General features: G+C 65.0%; 11 protein-coding genes. 8 read left to right on the top strand and 3 right to left on the bottom strand.

The genetic code is table 11. The features are described 5' to 3' along the window. The first annotated feature begins 101 nt into the window (after nucleotides 1-101). The 7 genes from ACZ5K7_RS23850 to ACZ5K7_RS23820 all read left to right on the top strand — a co-directional run bounded on the left by ACZ5K7_RS23850 (nucleotide 102) and on the right by ACZ5K7_RS23820 (nucleotide 10,556). Nucleotides 102-1,574 (top strand): site-specific integrase, encoded by a 1,473-nt coding sequence (locus ACZ5K7_RS23850; RefSeq protein ID WP_468915910.1) that lies wholly within the window; start codon nucleotides 102-104, stop codon nucleotides 1,572-1,574. Further along, entirely contained in the window at nucleotides 1,571-3,514 is a 1,944-nt protein-coding gene (locus ACZ5K7_RS23845; RefSeq protein ID WP_468915908.1) for a hypothetical protein, read from the top strand. Before ACZ5K7_RS23850 ends, ACZ5K7_RS23845 begins: the two co-directional genes overlap by 4 nt. Before the next feature lie 128 nt (nucleotides 3,515-3,642). Beyond that, the gene (locus ACZ5K7_RS23840) at nucleotides 3,643-5,703 is read left to right on the top strand and encodes a site-specific integrase (protein ID WP_468915905.1); all 2,061 of its coding nucleotides are present in this window, start codon (nucleotides 3,643-3,645) and stop codon (nucleotides 5,701-5,703) included. After that, on the top strand, nucleotides 5,684-6,145 hold the full coding sequence (locus ACZ5K7_RS23835) for a hypothetical protein (RefSeq protein WP_468915902.1): 462 nt from the start codon (nucleotides 5,684-5,686) through the stop codon (nucleotides 6,143-6,145). Before ACZ5K7_RS23840 ends, ACZ5K7_RS23835 begins: the two co-directional genes overlap by 20 nt. Before the next feature lie 757 nt (nucleotides 6,146-6,902). Next, the gene (locus ACZ5K7_RS23830; RefSeq protein ID WP_468915899.1) at nucleotides 6,903-8,087 is read left to right on the top strand and encodes an ABC-three component system protein; all 1,185 of its coding nucleotides are present in this window, start codon (nucleotides 6,903-6,905) and stop codon (nucleotides 8,085-8,087) included. After that, nucleotides 8,084-8,605 carry a three component ABC system middle component gene (locus tag ACZ5K7_RS23825; RefSeq protein WP_468915896.1) on the top strand — a complete coding sequence of 174 codons (522 nt, stop codon included), beginning with the start codon at nucleotides 8,084-8,086 and terminating at the stop codon, nucleotides 8,603-8,605. Before ACZ5K7_RS23830 ends, ACZ5K7_RS23825 begins: the two co-directional genes overlap by 4 nt. Nucleotides 8,606-8,609: 4 nt before the next feature. After that, the gene (locus ACZ5K7_RS23820) at nucleotides 8,610-10,556 is read left to right on the top strand and encodes a DUF3732 domain-containing protein (RefSeq protein WP_468915892.1); all 1,947 of its coding nucleotides are present in this window, start codon (nucleotides 8,610-8,612) and stop codon (nucleotides 10,554-10,556) included. 517 nt (nucleotides 10,557-11,073) lie between these two features. On the opposite strand, the gene ACZ5K7_RS23815 is transcribed toward ACZ5K7_RS23820, so the two are convergent. Genes ACZ5K7_RS23815 through ACZ5K7_RS23805 form a run of 3 tightly spaced genes read right to left on the bottom strand, consistent with a single transcriptional unit; the run spans nucleotide 11,074 to nucleotide 14,725 of the window. Then, nucleotides 11,074-13,029, bottom strand: a complete 1,956-nt coding sequence (locus tag ACZ5K7_RS23815) for a DUF3732 domain-containing protein (protein WP_468915889.1) — start codon at nucleotides 13,027-13,029, stop codon at nucleotides 11,074-11,076. Further along, entirely contained in the window at nucleotides 13,026-13,517 is a 492-nt protein-coding gene (locus ACZ5K7_RS23810) for a three component ABC system middle component (protein WP_468915886.1), read from the bottom strand. Before ACZ5K7_RS23810 ends, ACZ5K7_RS23815 begins: the two co-directional genes overlap by 4 nt. Next, nucleotides 13,514-14,725, bottom strand: a complete 1,212-nt coding sequence (locus ACZ5K7_RS23805; protein WP_468915883.1) for an ABC-three component system protein — start codon at nucleotides 14,723-14,725, stop codon at nucleotides 13,514-13,516. Before ACZ5K7_RS23805 ends, ACZ5K7_RS23810 begins: the two co-directional genes overlap by 4 nt. A gap of 502 nt (nucleotides 14,726-15,227) precedes the next feature. Here ACZ5K7_RS23805 and ACZ5K7_RS23800 point away from each other — a divergent pair. Continuing rightward, nucleotides 15,228-19,805, top strand: a complete 4,578-nt coding sequence (locus tag ACZ5K7_RS23800) for an AAA domain-containing protein (protein ID WP_468915880.1) — start codon at nucleotides 15,228-15,230, stop codon at nucleotides 19,803-19,805.

Raw genomic sequence — 19,805 nt, 5'->3', positions numbered from 1 at the left:
GCCGGGACTTCCCTGTTCCCGCAGGCGACGTGGATCTGGGGCAGCTGGGCGACGTACACAAGAGAGCACGCGAGAATGGTGCGCGGGACGGCACGCCGATCGTGTGGTCGACGCGCCACGGAACGGACCCGTGGATCAACCTGTTCTTCCGAGCTGACGAGATCGTATCCAAGCAACGGACCACGTGGCGCCGGTACGCCTACGCACTCGTCGTATGGCTGAACTTTCTGGAGCAGCGAGGACGGCTCTGGCACGAGGCGAGCAAACGCGACTACACGGACTTCAAGCACTGGCGGATGACGGATTCCCGCAACTATTGGCGGGTGGAGGGGACGTCGTTCGACACCGATCGGGCGGGAGTGAAGAGGTTCTACGCGTGGGCCTCAGGTGAGTACGAGGTCTTTAACCCGATCCCGTCGCAGTCCGTCCAATCTGGCGGTACTGAGCCTGGAACGGGGCGCCGGGATCCTAGCCGTCCTGGTGGCACTCCTCGACGTCAGGTGAAGTGGCTGCTGCGGAAGGCTCTCGAGCAGTGGCGGGATGTGGGGCTGAGGGGCTACGGGTTCGACGGCCTCCGCCCGGCTAGCTGGCACGGCTTCAACGAAGACCGCAACACCGCGTTCGTCGAGGGGCTGTGGGGTACAGGACTGCGGCTGGAGGAGTGGGCAAGCGTTCTGGACGTCGAGTTGCCGGCGACTCCTGTGGCGAGCCGGTATCCGAAGGCGTGGCTGGCGAAGTCCTGTGCCAAAGGCCGCCGCTATGGGCGTCACTACCGGATTCCCCGGGCGGTCTTGAAGGCCGTGGCAGGCTACATGGACCCCCTGGAGGGTTCTCGCGCGGAAGCGATCGGGCGGGCGCGGCGGGCCGGTCGGTACGAGCGTGTTCCGGGTCTTCTGATCGTGATGGGGCACAATCCGCGTACGCGGACACTGCGAGTACGTACCCCACGCGGGGGCTCCACGACGATCTCCCTCGATGTGCTCGAACCGGTCGAGAGGCTCCGCCTGTTCCGGGAGACGCGAGACGGGCTGGAGCCGCTGGCGGTCTGGCTGAGCAATGACGGCATGCCGCATCGGGCCCACAGCTGGGAGAACACGTTTGCCACCGCCAACTCCCGCGTGGCTGAGGCGTGGGCGCGGTCGCGGTGGCCGGGGTTCGATGACCTTGACGAGGAGGATCGCAAGAGGCGTGCAGCCCAGTGCCCTCTGTGGGTGCGGCCGCACATGCTGCGGCACTCCTACGCGCTGGTCTGGTACTCGATCCTGAGCGCCGTGTGGGAGCAGCGCCTACGAGGATTCACCGAGGCCGAGAAGCATGCGTTCCGGGAGCAGTTCGGCGACATCTGGTACCAACTGGCGACGATGCTCGGGCATCGCAACCCGCAGACCACCCGGGACTGGTACCTGGCGCCATTCACGGCTTTGGAAGTCGACTACCTGATGGCGTTGATCGACGGTGACCAACGGGAAGCCGTCGACATCCTGTTGGGGAGGATCGCAGCAGACAGCGAATTGGTCCTTTCCCCCGTTCGAGCTGACCTGGAACTCCTAGACGATCCGGAGGATGGCGAGTGAGTCGGGGAGGCCGTAAGGCGAGTCTTCCGCCTGGCGACTGGCAGCCGCCGGAGCGGCTTTCCATCACAGAGGACGAGTGCAGTGTCTTCTTCGTTGAGGAGAAGGGGCGGTTCAGTAAGGTCTACGATTTCAGGAATCTGAGGGTCAATACCGGAATTCAGCAATGGCTGGCCAGGTCCTTCGCGCGGGCCACCGGGCCGAATTCCGGAGTCAAGCGGTTCATGGCAGCTGAAGGCCTCTGGGGTGAAGTGCAGCGCTTCGCTGGGCATCTCGGAAAACTGAATCCGCCGGTGCACCAGCCCGTGCACATCACTGCTGCACACATTAAGGAGAGCTTCCTCGCCGTGCCGCTGGGCTCCAGGAAGACCCATGTCCATCGGATGCGTGCGATCTTCCGAGCAGACCGGGAGTTGTCGGCCGAGGCGCGGAACGCAATCTTGCATGGGCGGTTGCCCGCATACGAATCGAAGGTACAGCCGTACAACCTAGATGAGTATCAGGAACTCATGACTGCGGTCCGCCATGACATCCGCGTGGCACGCGACCGTATCTATGAAGGGCGAGAACTTCTCTCTGCATACCGCCGGGGCGAACTCGGCTTGCCCAACCGCCGAAACCATATCGAGAAGGCCGGGCGCGTACTGGACATCCTTGACCGGACTGGCGACTTGCCTCGACGTGTGACGCCATCGGCGCCACAAGGCGGTATCCCCGCCTGGGTAGGGGCATTGGGCGGCGCTCACGATCTCGTTTCCCGGCTGACATTGACGCGCACTGAGACGGCGGCATTCTGTTTGATGCTTGTCGACCTGACCAGTGAGAACTTCGGCACGATCGGAGAATGGCCGGCGGCACACTTCCGGCCTGACGGTGATCTTGGTGGGCCCGCCCTGGCTCTGGTGGACGGGGTCAAGCCGCGTCGCGGGCCGTCGTTGGAGTTCATGGTGACGCCGCTGGAGGATCTGCCTCCGTCGCTTGCCGACGTGTTGCAGACAGAGGATCACGACAAGCACTTGTTCCGCTCGCCTTTGCGTGTCTATCAACTCCTCCTGGATCTAACGGAATTCGTCCGACGTCACAGTGATGGCACCCACGCCATCTGCTATCCGAATGTCCGGGCCCAGGAAGGTTTGGCATGGGCGCATGGTACGTCTCGGAATAATCTCGTGACCTGGGCACTCAGACATGGGTTCCGTCCAGCGAAGAAGGACGAAAACGGGAAGGTTCCGGTCAGTGATTCGCCGGATGAGGTGTCCCGTGACGTGAATGAACAAGCTGTTGTGAGTGCGAATATGGGGCTGTCGGTCAATGTGCACCGGCTCCGGCGTACCGTGCTGGAGCGCCGGGGAAAGCCCGTGGCGCACACCAGGGAGACGTTCCACAACTATCTGAGGACAAGCCGGCCCGCGGTCGAGCGCGGACGCGTGGTGATGCGTGAGGCGCTGGAGGAGGAAGTTGCCAAGGCCCGGAACGTTCAGGAGATTCCGGTTCTGACGGAGGAGTTCCTCGCTCGTGCGGCCGAGGACCCCGAGCGGGCCGCGGCCGATGTGGGACTCGACACAGAGGCTTTCGCCCGACTCATCTCGGGTGAGCAGGACGCGGTGCTGGTGGGCTGTACGGATCCGGAGAACAGCCCGGTCACCGGACCCGGGAAGCCATGCGGTGCGTCGTTCCTCGACGATTGCCTGCGGTGTGAGAACGCGCGTGCTCTGCCCCACCAACTGGCGGTCCAGGTCGAGACTCACAGTCGACTCAAACACTTGGAACGGGATCTCGATCCGCGTCTGTGGTCCCACCGCCATGCCGAGACGTTCGCCCGTCTGTCCAATCTGTTGGGGCAGTACACCGCTGTCGAGCGCGCCGACGCCCGTGAGCGCGTCACCAACGCCGAGCGGAGGCTCGTCGATGACCTCATCAACGGAAGGCTGGACCTGCGATGACTACCGTGTCGACGTCCGGGCCAGCGGCCGGAGTGGCCCTCCTACCTGGTCCGGACACTCTGGTCCTGGCGCATCGGCCGCTCCGCGACTCAACGGACACTGCTGCGCTCTCCCGGTTCGGGGACCCGGTGTGGTATCTGGGACCGGGACTGCTCGATGATCAGCTGTGCCCGGTCAGCGAGAACTGGAAACGGCTGATCCCCGCCGCCTTGCAGGAGGGCTTCAAGACGTGCGCCTGGATCGCCCTGAACACCAACTGGCCGGCGCAGTTGCAGCCAGGACTGATCGACGAACAGCCCGAGGTCCTCACCGTCCACAAGTGGCTCATGTCCATGTCGGTCTTCGCCGCGTGGCTGGACTGCCGCGATGTTACGCGCCTGTGTGATGTCAGCAGCCGGGACCTGGGGATCTACAAGAGCCACGTACTGGATCTGAACAGCTCGACCGAGGAAAAGAAGCGCCTGCTGCACGCGGTCCGGGTCGTCTGGGGCTACCGGGATTCGCTGCCCGAGGAGCACCGCCTCCCGTGTCGCAGGCCATGGGGAGCCGCCTCGACGGATGACCTGGTCGGAGTCAAACGAAATCGGGGCCCGTACAACAAGACGCCACGCATCGCCCCTGCCACCATGGAGGCCTTGCTGGCATGGGCACTTCGGATGATCGAGCACTTCGGGCCCGATATCTGCAATGCAGCCCACGAAGCACGCCTGCTCCTGGACGGGCAGCATCCGGCAACGCTGACAGCGCGTGCCACGTTCGGCCGCAGCTCATTGAAGCATCGCCTGGTGCCCTACGTGTTGGAACTGCGGCGCACGGGCAGAGGGCTGCCCGGCACTCGGCGTCGCGAGCGGCACGGCGGTCAACTTGGAGTCGACCACGAGCACGTCGCCCGCATGGTGGCTTCCAGCGGCCCAAGGGTAAAGAGGCACGACAGCCTGTTGCTGTCTATGGCCGAGGAGCACGAGCTGGAACTGGAAGATGACGCCTACTTCCTCGGCCCAATTACCGGAATGTTTCAGGGCGCTCCATGGCGCGACCGACCGATTGGCATGCGGGAGGTCAACCAGTTGGTGCGGCTCCTGGCGGCCGCATGCTTTGTCGTGGTCTGCTACCTCTCCGGCATGCGCAGTGGGGAAGTCCTGCAGCTCCGTCGCGGATGTCTGCGCGAGGACGAACACGGCGGGTTTGTTCTCGTCGGCCGACGCAGCAAAGGCTCTGACCACGAGCCCGCCCCCGATGGGGAGGAGACCAAGGAACGGCCGTGGGCTGTGGTTCGCGCGGTCGTTCCGGCCATGCAGATGCTGGAATCGCTCTCCGACGCCGAGCTGCTGTTCCCGCCAAGTCGGCAACGCACCACCACGGTCCGCTCGCGCCGGAAACAGTCGAAGCCGTCGGGCACGACGAACGACGACGTCCGCGAGTTCATGGACTGGGTGAACGCGCGGTTCTCCGGCGCGTACGGGCCGGCCATCCCGCCGGACCCGACCAAGGACGTGCACGCGGCACGTTTCCGCCGTACGCTCGCCTACTTCGTGGTGCGCCGCCCGGGCGGCCTCGCCGCGGCACAGGCGCAATACGGACACGTGAGAGCGAAGGTGACGCTCGGCTACGCCGGCGACGCAGACACCAGCTGGATGGAGGACCTCGCCGTCGAGGAGCTGGAGATGGTCAGCGAGCAGGTGGACGAGGACCTTCGAGCACTCGACGAAGGCGAACACGTCAGCGGACCCTCCGCGCAGGAGTACCGGCGCAGAGTACGGAAGGCCGCGGCCGTCTTCACGGGCCGCGTCGTCAACCAGGCTGACAACGCCCAACGCCTGCTGACCAGCAAGCATCCCGACATCCACCACGGGCTGGGAATGACTTGCGTCTGGCGACACGAGACCGCGGCGTGCCGGGAGGAGCGAGAAGCAGCCGGGCTGGAAGCGAACGGGCCGGACGAACAGCTCTGCCGCACCACATGCACCAACCTCGCCTACACCGACCGCGACATCGAGAGCAAGAAGCCGGAATGCGCCCGGTGGGAGGCCGCCGCATCCGATCGACTGTCGCCGAAACCCCTGAGGGACCGTGCGGCAGCGAAGGCTGCTCCGATGCGTGCAGTGATCGCGGAACATGAGCAGGGTCGGCGTGCGAGCCGCAGGGAAGAACCGATGGAGGTGCAAGCAGATGGGGCGCAGACCACGTGACCGGGACAAGGACGCCACTGCGATCAAGGCCGCCGCTGAGCGGCTGCTGGCCGGCACACCGCTGCGCTCGGTCTCGGGCAAGCTGACCGCCACCGAACTGATCGCCGAATGCGGCCTGCGCCGTGACGTGGTCTATCCACAACACCAGCATCTAGTCGACGAGTTCCGGCTCAGGGCCAAGGCACAAGGCAGAGTACCCACAGTTGCCCAGGAACTCGCCGAGCGGCATGAGGCCGCGCTCAAGGAGCTGAAGCGGACGAAGCAACAGCTGGCAGCAGAACAGCAGTTGACCGCATTCCTGCGGCGCACCACCGTGGAGCTGTCGATCGAGGTGGAGAACCTCCGCCGTGAGCAGGAGGACGCCGCCGATGCCACGGTGGTGCACATGCCGCGGCCGCGCGGCCCACGCCGCAGGTTCTCGCCCACGGATCCAGGCAGCTGAGCCACGCCGATGAGGCGGCGGTCATGGCGTTCCAGCCGTACTGGCAACCAGCACTGGGCGGATGCCGGCTCAGGTGACAGGGGTCGTTGCAACACCGCCGCTCCGTAGCGGGAGTAGGTGATCGTTGAAGGCTTCCGTAACGAGCCAGGGACCAGGGGATAACGGTGACCACCGAAATCCTCCTGTGGACGCTTCCACGCGACGTCGACCAATGGTCACCGCAGGATGCGACGACCTCCTCGGCAGCATCGCACGCGAGGTCGGCCTGGCGGACGTCTCACGCGACACGTATGTCCGAGCGGCAGAATGTCTCGGAGACGACTGCGGTAGGTGGCGAGGCGATGGACCGTGCCGCCTGCGACCAGGTACCCCTTGTGCGTTCAGCAGGTGATGCCGACTTCGGTGGAGGCACGGCATCTGGGAGAGGAGGCCGCAGGAACTGTAGGCCTTTTCTGCGATCATGCGGTCGGGCCTGCAGTGGGCCGACCCGGGGCCGCTGTAGAGAACCTGGATACGCCGCCTTGCAGCGGCCAGTTGTAGCGCTGAACGCGGTGCAGCAGGCCTGCAGTGGCTCTGCTCATGAGAACTCGTGAGCAGAGCCACTGCATAGTACAGAGAGCTGAAGAGGCTGGGGCAATCAGGCAGGCGATGAGGTACAACGGACATCGCTGGGAACTCCGGGGCTGATGGTTGCCTTTTTGCGGGTTCCCACCGTGGGTATCCTTTCTCGTGCCCAGTAGCCAGGGGGAGCGGCAGTATGGGAAAGCCTGTGCACAGCGCTGCGGCCAGCGCGCTGGGCTACCAGCACCAGACCTGGTGGGCGCTACTGGAGCTGCTGAGGGCCAACCATGCGCGTCCCGACGCGGCGATCTGCCTAGAGCTTCATGACGACATCGCGTGGGAGCAAGCCGGATCGGCAACGGAACTCCTGCAGGTCAAACATCACCAGAAAAGCGACCGACAGCTCACGGACGCCTCTCCCGACGTGTGGCTGACCCTGAAGAACTGGCTCGACACGGTCGTGCCTTGTGACGTCGATGGGCCTGCACTGGTGCTCGTCTCCACCCAACAGGCCAAGCCCGGCAGCGCGATGGCGGCACTCCGCCCTCACGCGCGCAGCGAACAGGTAGCCCTGAGCGCGCTGGAACGCGCCGCCCTGCATGAGGCCTCTGGACGTATCCAGGAGGCTCGTGAGCAGTTCCTCGCCTTGGGGCAGGCGGACCGGGCCGCGTTCGTCTCACGGATCACAGTGATGGACTCATCGCCGCACATCGAGGACGTCCCCGCTCTCGTCCGCGCAGAACTACGCTGGAACCTGCCGCCCGGGCACGAGGACCTCTTCCTGGGCATGGTGTGGCAGTGGTGGGACGAACAAGCACTGGCACTGCTGCAAAAGCGCAGACGAGCCGTGGACATCGGAATGGCCCGTGCGGCCATCGCTGGCCTGCGCGACCAGTTCACTCGCGTCCTGCTTCCCACCGTCGCTGCCCGCGAAGAGACCGGCGACGACGCCCTCATCACCGCCTACGCCGATAACCCCTTCGTCCACCAGATGAAGTGGGTGGGTTACCCGCCGGTGAACCTTCGGCACTCGGTCATCGACTATCACCGAGCGCAGACCCAAGCCATCCGCTGGATCGCCGAAGAACTCGTCGCAGCGGACGAACTTACCGCGCTCAGCCGCGACCTCGTCGACGAGTGGGAGACCGAGTTCGAGTGGATGCAGATCGAACTCGCCGCCACGACAGACGAAGCAACTAGACAACGAGCAGGAGCCCGGCTCCTCAGAGACCTTTCCCAGCGCAACGGCCCCTGCCTGCAGAATAGATACCACGAGGCGTTCTTCGTCCGCGGCCAGCGTCACGAGCTCGCCGACATGGGACGCGTGGGATGGCACCCCGAATTCCGAGACCGTATGCGCACCCTTCAGGCACGATCATGACCACACCACCGTCCGGGCAGATCCGGGACCCTGCAGCAGCAACCGCCTGGAACGAACCAGCGGCCCTCGTTACCGCCATGCTCAACCCGGCGCTGATCGCCACCCTCCTGTCCACCGCCGCCGACGCCTACACATATCGGCAGACATCGGGCATGCCGTGGGCCTTGTCCTTCATCGCTGCCCCCATGGCACTGCACCAAGGCACACGAAGCGCGCTGCCCGCCAGCACCCGTACCCACCTGTCCACCTGGGTGAGCCGCCACCCCGTGCTATGGGCTGGCTTCCCCCGTCGCGCCAAGGTCATGGTGGCACCGGTGCGGGCAGGATTGCGATTCGCACTCCGCCACAACGTACTTGAACTGCATCACGACTGCCTCAAACAAGCCACCCAGCCGCGCACCGAGCCGCCTGAGAACACCGAGATGCATGACATCCTGCGCAGCGCCCGCCTGATCGGTGCCTGGATGGCCGATAACGAGACAGCCGCCATTTTCGCCGGACTCGGAGTGGAACCCTGATCGCATGCAACTGCTCGCGCTGATCCTCTACAACGCCGACGGTGGCCGCCGCCTGGTCCCCTTCAGGACAGGAGCGCTTAACGTCGTCACCGGGCAGTCCGCATCAGGCAAAAGCACGCTGCTTGATATCTTCGAATACTGCACAGGACGCAAGACTGTCACCTTCCCGATCGGTCCTATGACCGACTCTGTCTCCTGGTACGCCGCCCTGTTCCAGCTGGAAAGCACACGCGCCTTCGTTGCCCGCCCTGCCCCGGGGCCAGGCAAGAAGACCGCCGAACAAGTCATGCTGAAATTCGGTCCCGGTCTTGAGCCACCGCCGTACTCCGACCTCGCCCCGAACACCGACCGCTACACACTGCGCCAGCGACTGGGCCGGTTCATCGGTATCGACGAGAACCACAGCACCACGCCCCGCCGCCGCGGTCCCTCCGCCGTCGGCGCCCACCTGGGCCACGCAGCGATGCTGTGCCTGCAGGGCCAGAATGAGATCGCCGACAGCAATCACCTCTTCCACCGGCAAAGCGATTGGAACGTCGCGTCAGCCCTCAAAGAGACACTGCCCTACTTTCTCGGTGTAGCCCCCCACGACCAGGCACGTAAGCACGCGCAACTCAACGCTGCACGCAGTCGTCTCACACAAGCAAAGAAAGACCTCGCTCAGGCCCAGGACCCAGACGGCATCGCCCACATCACCCTGGCTGCCCTCTGGCGCGAAGCTCACACACTCAATCTGGTTCCGGCACCAGTCCCCCCCGACGACTACGTGCAGGCCATGCAGACGCTCCAGGACGCCGTCCTCGCACCTGTTACCGAGCCAGCCCATCCTCTTGAGGAAGACCAGCGAAAGCTCGATCTTGAACAGACCTGCGCCGACCTGCGCGAGCAGCTCAGGGGCCTCTCCGCAGACCGGCGCCTGCTCCTGGCCGAAACCGTCGCAGCAGACGACTACGCCACCTCCGCACACATCCCACGAGACCGACTGGCAAGCCTCGACCTCGTTACTCACTCCCGGGACGACGACGCGAGTACCTGCGCACTGTGCGGCTCCGTCCTGCCCCAACCAGACCCGACGATTGACGCGCTCAGGAACAGCCTCGACCGCCTTCAGTACCAAATCAACGATATCGACGCCATGCGCCCGGCCCGACGCGCCGCCCTGGAAGGACTCCACCAACAAGCCACCCGGCTGCGCAGTCAGCTCCGTGCGGCCGAACACGCTCTGCAGACACTCACACAGGAGGACCACACCAACGGGCACCTCCCACACGGAGCCCGTATCGACTTCGCCCGCGGACGCATCCACGGCATGCTCACCGCCCTACAGCACACCACGGGAGCTGACCTGGCACGACTGACCCAAGCACGAGACACGGCGCAAGCCGCCGTAGATGCCCTCGTGGTTGAACTCGACCCCCGCGCAGTACACGAGGAACTCCTCGCCCGGCTCGGTCCGGTCAACCGTGACATGACTCTCTGGGCCCATCAACTACAGCTTGAGCACTGCAACCAAGGTGTGTACCTCAACCCGACCAAACTGACAGTCGAGTTCGGCACCCGAGCCGGCAGACTCCCGCTCTCACGACTGGGCAGCGGGAGCAACTGGGTTGGTTACCACGTCCTGGCTCACCTGGCGCTGCATCGCTACTTCGTGCGCCAGCGCAGACCAGTTCCGCGCATCCTGTTCCTCGACCAGCCCTCACAAGTCTGGTTTCCCCGCACCAGCCAAGACGGCGACAACCGCACTGATATGGACAGACCCGCGGCACAAGAGCTGTTCAAACTGATCCACGAAGTGGTCAAAGACCTGGCCCCCGACCTGCAGGTCATCGTCTGCGACCACGTGGACTTCCCGACGACGTGGTTCCAAGAAGCCGTCGTACACCGATGGCACCACAGCGAAAAGCTCGTTCCGGCGCACTGGGCCGACCTGGCAGGCTCCCCGCAATGAGGATCGCCCGCTGCGGGAGGTGCTGACTAGCTGACCAGCATCGGTTGACGTGGTTTCAGGTTCACTGGTTGGGCTGTTGCCTGGTTGTCACCGGCACCGTGTCCCGTGCTACGACCACCTGCGCAACCTGGCCATCGGCACCCTCCGGATCGCCGGTCACGTCAACATCGCCGCAGGCATCCGCCACCATGCCCGCGGCACTGCCCGCCCACTCGCCATCCTCGGCATCACGCGTGGACACTTCGCCTGAACCACGCCTGAGGAAACGGCAATTAATCGGAACGAGTATTCGAATAAGGCAACCGCCGTGTGGACCGTCTCCTACTCTGCTCCCGGCAACGGGGCGAGCGTCTCCACGCTCATCACCACGGTGCACCAGTAGTTCGCCGACGGCCGCGCCAGCACAGCGCTGGACGGTCGATCGGCACTTGGACCTGACGGCCCGTGGTCTGCAGTCGGAGGCGCACTGATTGGTGGCAGGTGGGATTGAGCACAGCGTTAAGAGGGCGCGGAAGTGTCAGTCGTCATCGATCTCTTCGGTGATCCAATCCTGGGGTACGAGAGCCTCGCCGTTGCTGCGACGCCAACGTGCTTCGACCGAGCTGCGGAAGGGCTCGTCGTCCAGGTCCGCGTGCTCCATCACGATCACCTGGAAGTCGCCGTCGAGAGCGTCGACCGTGTTCTGGATGGTCCTGTAGAGGTTGAGCAAGGCGGTTCTGTCGGGTCCGGCCAAGGCGGTGCCGTCTGGGGCGTCTTCAGGGAAGTAGACCTGGGACGGTTGGTCGAGGATGAGGAAGCGGGGTACGGGATTGCGCTGTTCGGAGAACCACTCGTGCATGCTGAGCAGGGTGGCGACGTGGTAGCCGAGCCAGTTCTCGCCGCCGCCCATGTCGGCCAGGCGGACCGGTCCGCGGGTGGTGTCCGCGACGACGGTCAGCCCTCGTGGGTCAAGGCGGATGGGTGACTCTTTGTGTTCGAGGTCCAGGGCGACGGCCTTGCCCTTGATCTTCGTATTGATCAGGGAGACGAAGCTGTTGAGCCGGTCGTCTCGTGCTCCGGCTCCGATGGTCTCCTCAAGTTCTGCGATCTTCGTTCGGAATTCTTCGCGCCGGTCCACGACTTGAGGCCCTTGGACATGACGTCCGGCTGTCTCCAGGAAAAGGCTGATGCGGCCCTGCACGAGCACAGCACGTCGCGAGGCGTCCGTCTGGCCTTGAGCAGCGCGCTGGCCGGCGGTCAGCGTATCGAGTTGTTCCTGATTGCGGCCCAGAGCGCTGCGGATCTCGTGCAGTGTGCCTTCTTCTGCTGCGATGAGGGCGTTGATTTCGGGGGTGTCGCTGCCGATGACGGTCATGTCGGCGTCGAGGCGGCCGAGGTCGCGGTTGATGACCTCCGCGATCTGGCTCAACTGCGGCTGGTGGCTGTCGCACACCGGGCAACGTGGCTCCTGGTCTGCCGTGTTGGCTGGTGTGAAGAGGTTGAGTGTGGCCAGGCGGGCGTGCTGCTCTGCCGCTTGCTCGAGAAATTCACTATTCTCCCGAGCGGCTCGCTTCAGGTTGGCGATACGGGCGCGAGCCCGTCCGTGCCGCTCACGCAGCTCTCGACGCTGCTCCACGAGAACGGCGACCGGATCGTCACCGGCATCAGGCGTCTGCGTGGGGGCGCCCTCGACGATAGCGCGGCGCAGATGCTCCGACGCCCGCTCTGCCGTCATTTCCTCCCGCGACAGCGGTTCCAGCAGACCTGCCTCGACTGCTTCGGTCACCAAGGCCAGTGCCTGCCCGGACGCCGGCGAGAGGCTGCGGGCAGCAGCCATCGCCGCCTCCATCTGCGCGAGTTCCTGCCGCAGCAGACGCAGCCGGTTTTCCAGCAGCGCCTGTTCGGGATCGACGGCACCGAGGAAGTAGGGGATCATCGCCCGGATCGTCGCCGGAAGGAACTCCTCGCCCTGCGAGTGGAACAGCAGGTCCGGATTGGCGACCTCGTTCTGTTTCTGCAGGCAGAAGAAGAGCGCATGGCGCACCGACGGCGGGATCGGGGTAGCGCTGCGCACGGCCGGAATCCGCACCGTCCGGTCGATACCGGCGAACTCCGACAGGACATCCTTGGCGATGTCGAGCGGGGTGGAGAAGGTCAGCTCGGAGCGCTGCGGCGGCGGGGCGTCAAGGGTTTGGGAGACGACGCACATCGTGGTCGCGGTGGCAGCCTTGCCCGCCGGGGCCGGCCGTGCGACGAACAGCTGCTGTTGGTCCTTGACCAGAGTGACGGCGAAGACCTGGACGAAGTTGCGCAGGGCCGCGCCCTTGATGACGTAGTCCTTGCTCGCCAGGCAGTAGTCGACGATGTTGAGCAGAGCGCTCTTCCCGCGCCGCGAGTCGCCGGTGATGATGTTGAGCTTGCCGGTCTTAAAGGGGACGGTGCGGATGTGGCCGTCTTCGTTGTAGATCGAGATGGCGCTGATCTGGAACGTCACGGCCGGACTCCTAGCAGTGTCATGACGGTACTGAGGCTGCCCGTGCTGGGTAGCCAGCGCCCCAGCAGGTGGGCCGCTTTCTGGATGGCCTGGACTTCGTCCGTGGCGCCGTTGATCGTTTTCATGAGCCGTCCAGGCGCCACAGTGAGCTGGCCTTCCTCGTCGCAGTGCAGGCTGTCGCTCTGCAGGGCCAGGAGCAGGCCTGGGCGGACCACGGCGGCCAGGGCGGTGGCGTTCTGTGACATGGTCACTTTGACGCCCTTGTTCTCCTCTAGCCATCGGGTCAGCCCGCTGTTGAGAGTTTTCGGCAGTGTGCGGCGTACGGCTGGCTGCAGTGCCATTACGGCGGACAAGACCGCTACCGCGATAGGGCATGGACGGCTGTATTGGACTTCGTGGCCCTGGACGGCGCGGCAGGTGACAAGTGCGGTGAACGCCGGATTGTACAGGGCGCGTTCTTCCCGGCTGAATTGAGTGAGGGTGTTCACGCCTGCGTTGCTCCTGCGGGCTCCAGGACGGCCATGAGCCGTGTCATGAAATCGATGTGCCAGCCCACCTGTAGATCGTTGGCGAGGATGTGAAAGGAGCCCTTGGAGACGAACGGCTCGTCGCATCCGATGCGGATGCGTGGCCGTGCCTCGCGCGTGGCCCACCGGTAGATTTCCTTGGCGGCCGCCACCTTCTCCGCTTCCGTCGCCGCGGCTCCGAGATCGTCTTCCATCTCCGCGAAGAGGTCCTGCCATTCCTCGATGAGCCTGCGCTCGTACTTGCTGATCTCACCGGGCAGCAACAGATTGTCGTCCGACCACCGGGAGCGCTGGGTGAAGGCACGGATGTAGTCGCGCACCGCGATGCCGACTCTGGTCTTGCCGATGTCAATCAGATCCAGCTGGCGGACGAAGGTCATGTTCGCGTAGTCCGACGGATCGGGTTCGAGGACGGCGATGTCCTCGTCGATGGGCAGATTCTCCGGGCGGAACTGATTGCGGAGATCGGTGAAAATCTGGTCGAACTCGTCGCCCGAGATCGCATCCATCTCATCCGTGCGCAGCTGTCGGATCGTGCGCTGGTAGAACCAGCCCTCCAGACGCTGCAGGAATGGTTTGGCGTAGGCATGCCCCACAGCGGAGACGACTCGCTCCAACAACAGATGCTCCACCTCGTCGACATCCGGAGCATTGCCGATGACCTGTATTCGGGCCAGCATGTCGCGCCGCTCGTCAGCCGAGAGCTTGTCGAAGGCCTCGTACGCCTTCTTGTTGTCCTTGCTGGTGGAAGCCTTCCGAGTCGCCTCCAGCGCCTTGAGCGCTCGACTCTCGTCCCTGACACCGGAGGCGACAGGCTGCAGGAGATAGCCGGCGGAATCGGCCGTCAAGTCGGCGGTGGTCAGGAGGAACAGGTCCGTCTCGTCCAGGTCCAGCTGATTGTTGGTGATCCCGTGCGCCCAGATCCGCAGGGTCTTCCACAGGTCCGTGCTGTAGTCCGACATGGTGACACCGGCGGCCCGGTGCTTGAGCTGGTACAGGACCCTGCCGCCTTCGACGACTTCCTCGACATCGTCACCGGCTTCGATGGCGATGCCCCAGTCCAGCCCGCGGCCGTGCTGGTCGACGCAGGAATGAAGGGCTTTACGGAGCTGGTATACGTAGCCAACCGCGGACGCCGATGCCTCGAACGGGGCGGTCGTGTCCGCCATCTGTACCCCCAGGTCTCACCAGACTCATGCACGCGCCACTGATCTTTACATGACGCACATATCGCCCGACACCCTTTCGCCAAGAGGGCCGGTGAATCATCGAGCTCCGCGTCGCCAGAGAGGGACGGAGGATCTCGGCGGAGGACGAGGAGGAGTGAGGAGGAGAGCGCTGCCGAGGAGTTAGAGGCTCAGGTGGTTGAGGTGTGCTGTCCCGCAGCTCTACTGCGTCGGAGACGAAGGCAGTGAAGCAATGGTTGTGGCCGGAAGGGACACCACCCACCACCGGTCGACTACCTCCGCTGACGTGTGATCGGTGCTGAGCGCCAGTCTGCTGTGATGCCGGACGCTCGTCGGCCGACTTCATCGGCCAAGAAAGGCGTTCGGGCAGGAAGGGCGCTGCGTGTCGAAAAATAGCCTTGGCTGAGGCATGCAGTATTGCCTGACTTGCGGCGGTCATGGACTCTAGAAGGCTTGCCAGGGTGGCAGGCGTTTGGGGGATGCAATGGCCCGCCCGGCGGTACGCGATGGCAGCGATCCCAAGGCCATCCGCGACACTCGCGTGTTGGTCGACTGTCTGCAGGAACTGGTGCGAGGCGCCTACCGGCCCGTCAGGAACTGTGCCAAGTACTCGGAGGTGGTGTGGTTCGCGGACGTTCCCGAAGGGCTCGTCCGCCGTTCCCAGGACGCCGACTCCCGGATCATGGTGGTCAAGCACCGTCCGCCGCTTGAAGCGCCACGGGTGCCTGCGATTCTGCACGGCCGCGTGTCGGTCGAGGCCGCTGCCACTGCTGCTATGGAGCCCCCCCAGCTGATCGACGACCCGTCGACAGATGGCGAACAAGCCGAAGCCCCCGCTGGCGAAGCCGAGATCCTCAAGGCGTTGGACATCGGTACGTCGGAGGTGCGCAAGGCGTACGAGGCCTGGGCCGGCCGATGGAGGCGATGGGCGCAGGAAGAGCTGGCGGCCGAGCCGCAGCGTCGTCTGCATCAGCAGCTGTACAGGATGGCCAAGAAGATCCAGCAGGACAGTGACACGTTCGAAGTCGTCCTGGCGGTGGGACTCTTGCAGCTGGGGGCCGAGCGCGTGTCGGCCCGGGTGCGCAGGCACATCGTCACGGCCCCCGTCACGCTTACGGTCGATCCGAATTCGGTCAACATCACGGTGTCCCTGGTGCCGGGGCTGTCCAGCCGTCTGGAAGACACGGAGTTCCTCAGCGAGTCCGACGGCTACACCTCGGAGCTGCTGAGGGTCGTGCGTTCCGATGTCGATGATGTCGCCTTCCATCCGTTGTCGGGCCGGGCGATGGAGGCCTTGCGCTCGTGGTCGCAGCGAGCCTTCGGAGTCGAACGAACGCTTCCATTCGACGCGGGAAGGGAGCACCCCGACCTCACTGCGGACCCGCAGGCGCGCTCGCTGCATCACGCGCCGGCGCTCATCCTCCGCGAGCACGGCCAGCGCTCGGTGCTGGGCTTCTTCGAGGGCATCGCCCGAGCCTTGAAACGCCCGGGAACGCAAGCTCCTTTGGGGCTGGCGCAGCTGCTGTACGACCTCGAACCGGAAGAGCGTATGGCCTGGTGGAGCAGGAGCGACCTCGTGCCTCCGGCACTGGGCCCGAACCCGCTGTTCCCTATGGTCACCAATGCGGCCCAGCTGGATGTCCTGGACCGGCTGCAGCACGACACCAGTGTGGTGGTCCAGGGACCGCCGGGGACCGGAAAGACCCATACGATCAGCAACCTGATCGCAGCGCTTCTCGCAGACGGGAAGCGGGTCCTGGTCACCAGCGAGAAGGGCCAGGCCTTGAAGGTCCTCCGGGACCAGCTTCCCGCCAGGCTGCGCAGCATGTGCGTCATCCAGCGTGATCATTGGCAGGGCGGCAGCTCCGATCTGCGCCAGTCGCTTGGCGCTCTGGCCCACCTGAGCGCGACCACGAATCCCGACAGGCTCCAGCAGCGCATTGAGGGCCAGCAGACCCAGCGCCACCAGCTCATGGCGGAACAGACCAAGCTGCGGGAGCGCCTGCGGGCAGTGCGAGAAGTCGAGTGGTACGAGCACCCTGAGATCGCGCCGGGATACCGCGGTCGGCTCGACGAGATCGTGCAGGCAGTCGAGCGCGGCACAGTCGAATACCAGTGGCTGCCGTCTCTGCCTGCCCAGCCGGAGCAGCTGCCGCCTCTGACCACGGACGAGGCGCAGCGGCTTTGGCTGCTGGTCACCATGCACGGCCCGGGAATCCTCGACGCACACATCCACTACTGCCCCGATCCCGCCACCCTGCCGAACCCCACGGATGTCGCCGACCGCATCAGCGAACTGGGAGTGGCTGAAGAAGTTCTTGGCCCGGAGCCCGTCGCGCCACTGGCCCAGACGCTGGCCGACCACAGCGACGCAGAACTCATCCTTCTGGAAACGCTGATCGACCAAGCCCAGCAGGCCCTGCAGAGTGTGGGACTGTCCGCGGATCCCGCGTCATGGCACGAAGGGATGTGGTCAACCCGTGCACTTCAGGACGGCATCGCACGCCGATGGCAGCAAATGTGGGACAGCATCCGAAACGCCTCACAGCGTGCCCAGCAGACCCAGCAGGAGATAGCGGCCGCTTCCTTCCCCGAGGTGGAAATTCCGCAGCTTTCCGAAAGCGGGGAGAAAGAACTTCTGATTAGCGGCCGCAACGTGGAGCAGTACGTCCTGCAGGGCGGGCAGTTGAACAAGCGCTGGCCCCGGCCGGCCGTTCTCAAGCAAGCCCGTGTCCTGCTGGAACAGTGCCGTGTCGAAGGCATGGCCCCCGCCGGCCAAGAGCAGATCGCCGCGTTGGTGCGCCATCTGGAGATGCGCGCCCATGCCCGTACCCTGCGCGGCCGATGGGCAGGCGTCGGATCGACCGTCGGACAGGACACGGCAGAGTTGCTGGTGTCCGAACTCCTGGACCGAGCAGCTGTCTTGCAGGCCGTCGACACGTGTGTCGAGGTCATCCGCCAAGTTCACGCCACCCTGTTGGCCAGCGGCATCCCGGCATCGGTCACTACCTCCGAACAATGGCGGGACATCCGCCACGTCACGGCGCGGGCCCGGCAGCTGCTGCAGGTCAGGACGGCAAGCCGGCAGCTCGACGAGCTCCTCGCCGGCCTTCCTCAGCCACAGCCCCACGCGGTTGCGGAACTCCAGCATGCGGCTGATGCGGCAGCCACCCGCGACGCGCAGGCTTACGCACTGGCCGTGGACGCACTGGCGGCGGCGTACCAGCGCGAGGCGGACCGGCGCGAGACTGGCAAGCTCTTCCAGCGCCTGAGCGAAGCCCACCCCGAGCTGGCACAGGCATTCGCTGCCGATCCTCTCGCTGCGCACTGGCGCGCCCGGTTCACCGCCTTGCCCCAAGCCTGGGCATGGCGGCAGGCACAGGACTTCCTCGACACGTTCCTGCTTCCCGGACGTGAAGAGCAGTTGGAAGGGGAGCTGGCACAGGTCGAGGCCCGACTCAACGACCTGGTCGAACAACTCGTCTGCGACCGTGCGGCCCTCCACTGCGTAAGCCGGATGACCACGAAGCACAAGCAAGCCCTGGCCGCCTACGCCAGCGCCATCGCCAACGCCGGTCAGGGAACAACGGAGTACGGCAAACGCCATCAACGCCACGCACGCTCAGCCATGCAGACAGCCCAGGGTTCGGTACCCGCGTGGATCATGCCGCTGAGGCAGGTAGCGGAAACGATCAGCCCGGAACCGGACTCCTTCGACGTCGTGATCGTCGACGAAGCAAGCCAGGTCGGTCTGAACGGACTGCTGCTGCTCTGGCTCGCCCCGCGGATCATCGTCGTCGGAGACGACCGCCAGTGCGCGCCCTCCTACACCGGCAGCAAGCACGACCGGATCACCCAGATCTTCGACGAACGCATGGCCGCACTGGAACCCTGGCAGCGCGAAGGTTTCGACCCCAAATCCAACCTGTATGAACTGCTGTCATCCCGGTTCACCGAGGTGATCCGCCTCACCGAGCACTTCCGCTGCATGCCCGAGATCATCAAGTGGTCCTCGATGCAGTTCTACCCTGACAACCAGCTCATCCTGCTGCGTCAGCACGGCTCGGACCGGCTCCCCCCGCTGAAAGTGGTCCACGTGCCCGAGGGCCACTGCGAAGGACGCAGGGACAAGCTGATCAATCGGCCAGAAGCAGAAGCGGTCGTCGACCAACTCCACCGCCTCACCCAGGATCCCTCCTACGCCGACCGCACCATGGGCGTCATCATCCTGCGCCAGGGCGACCAGACCCGGCTCGTGCAAGACCTCGTCGACCAGCGCATCGACATGCCCGCCCGAGAACGACACAACATCCAGGTCGGCACCCCCGAAGAATTCCAAGGCGACCAACGCGACGTCATCCTGCTGTCGATGGTCGTCGACGGCCGCAACGTCATCGCCGCGACCGGCCGCCACCACGAACGACGCTTCAACGTGGCCGCCAGCCGAGCCCGCGACCAGATGTGGCTCTTCCACTCCATGACCGCCGACCAGCTCAGCAGCAAGGACCTGCGGCACTCCCTGCTCACCTACATGCAAAGCCCGCCCCCGCCCTACACCCACGCCCACCAGCCGGCAAACGTCAGCCCAGACCAACTCTGTGCCCCCTTCCAGTCGCTCTTCGAACAGCGCGTCTTCCTGCGCATCAAGGAACGCGGCTACGACGTGGTGCCACAGTGGGAAGTCAACGGCAAATACATCGACCTCGTCGTCACTGGAGACCACGGGCGCCTCGCCGTCGAATGCGACGGAAGCCCCTACCACTCCACCAAGCAGCAGATCCACGACGACGCCGAGCGGGAACGAGAACTGCGCCGCGCCGGCTGGACGTTCTGGCGCGTACGCAGCAGCGCCTTCGCGCTCTCACCGGAAGAGGCCCTGGCTCCTTTGTGGAAACGCTTGACCGACCTGGGCATCCACCCGCGCACGACGCCGGAGACATCCACGGATCACACTGAATCTCACGCGTCATGGACACCGGTCGGACTGGCCGAAGCCGAACCCGACGACGAAGACATCGACCCCTACGACGGTGAGCTGGACGACGACAGCGAGGCAGCCTGA

The organism is Streptomyces sp. NPDC031497, from assembly GCF_055580905.1.
Note: the sequence above shows the minus strand (reverse complement) of the source record. Positions and strands in the feature narration are given on the sequence as shown.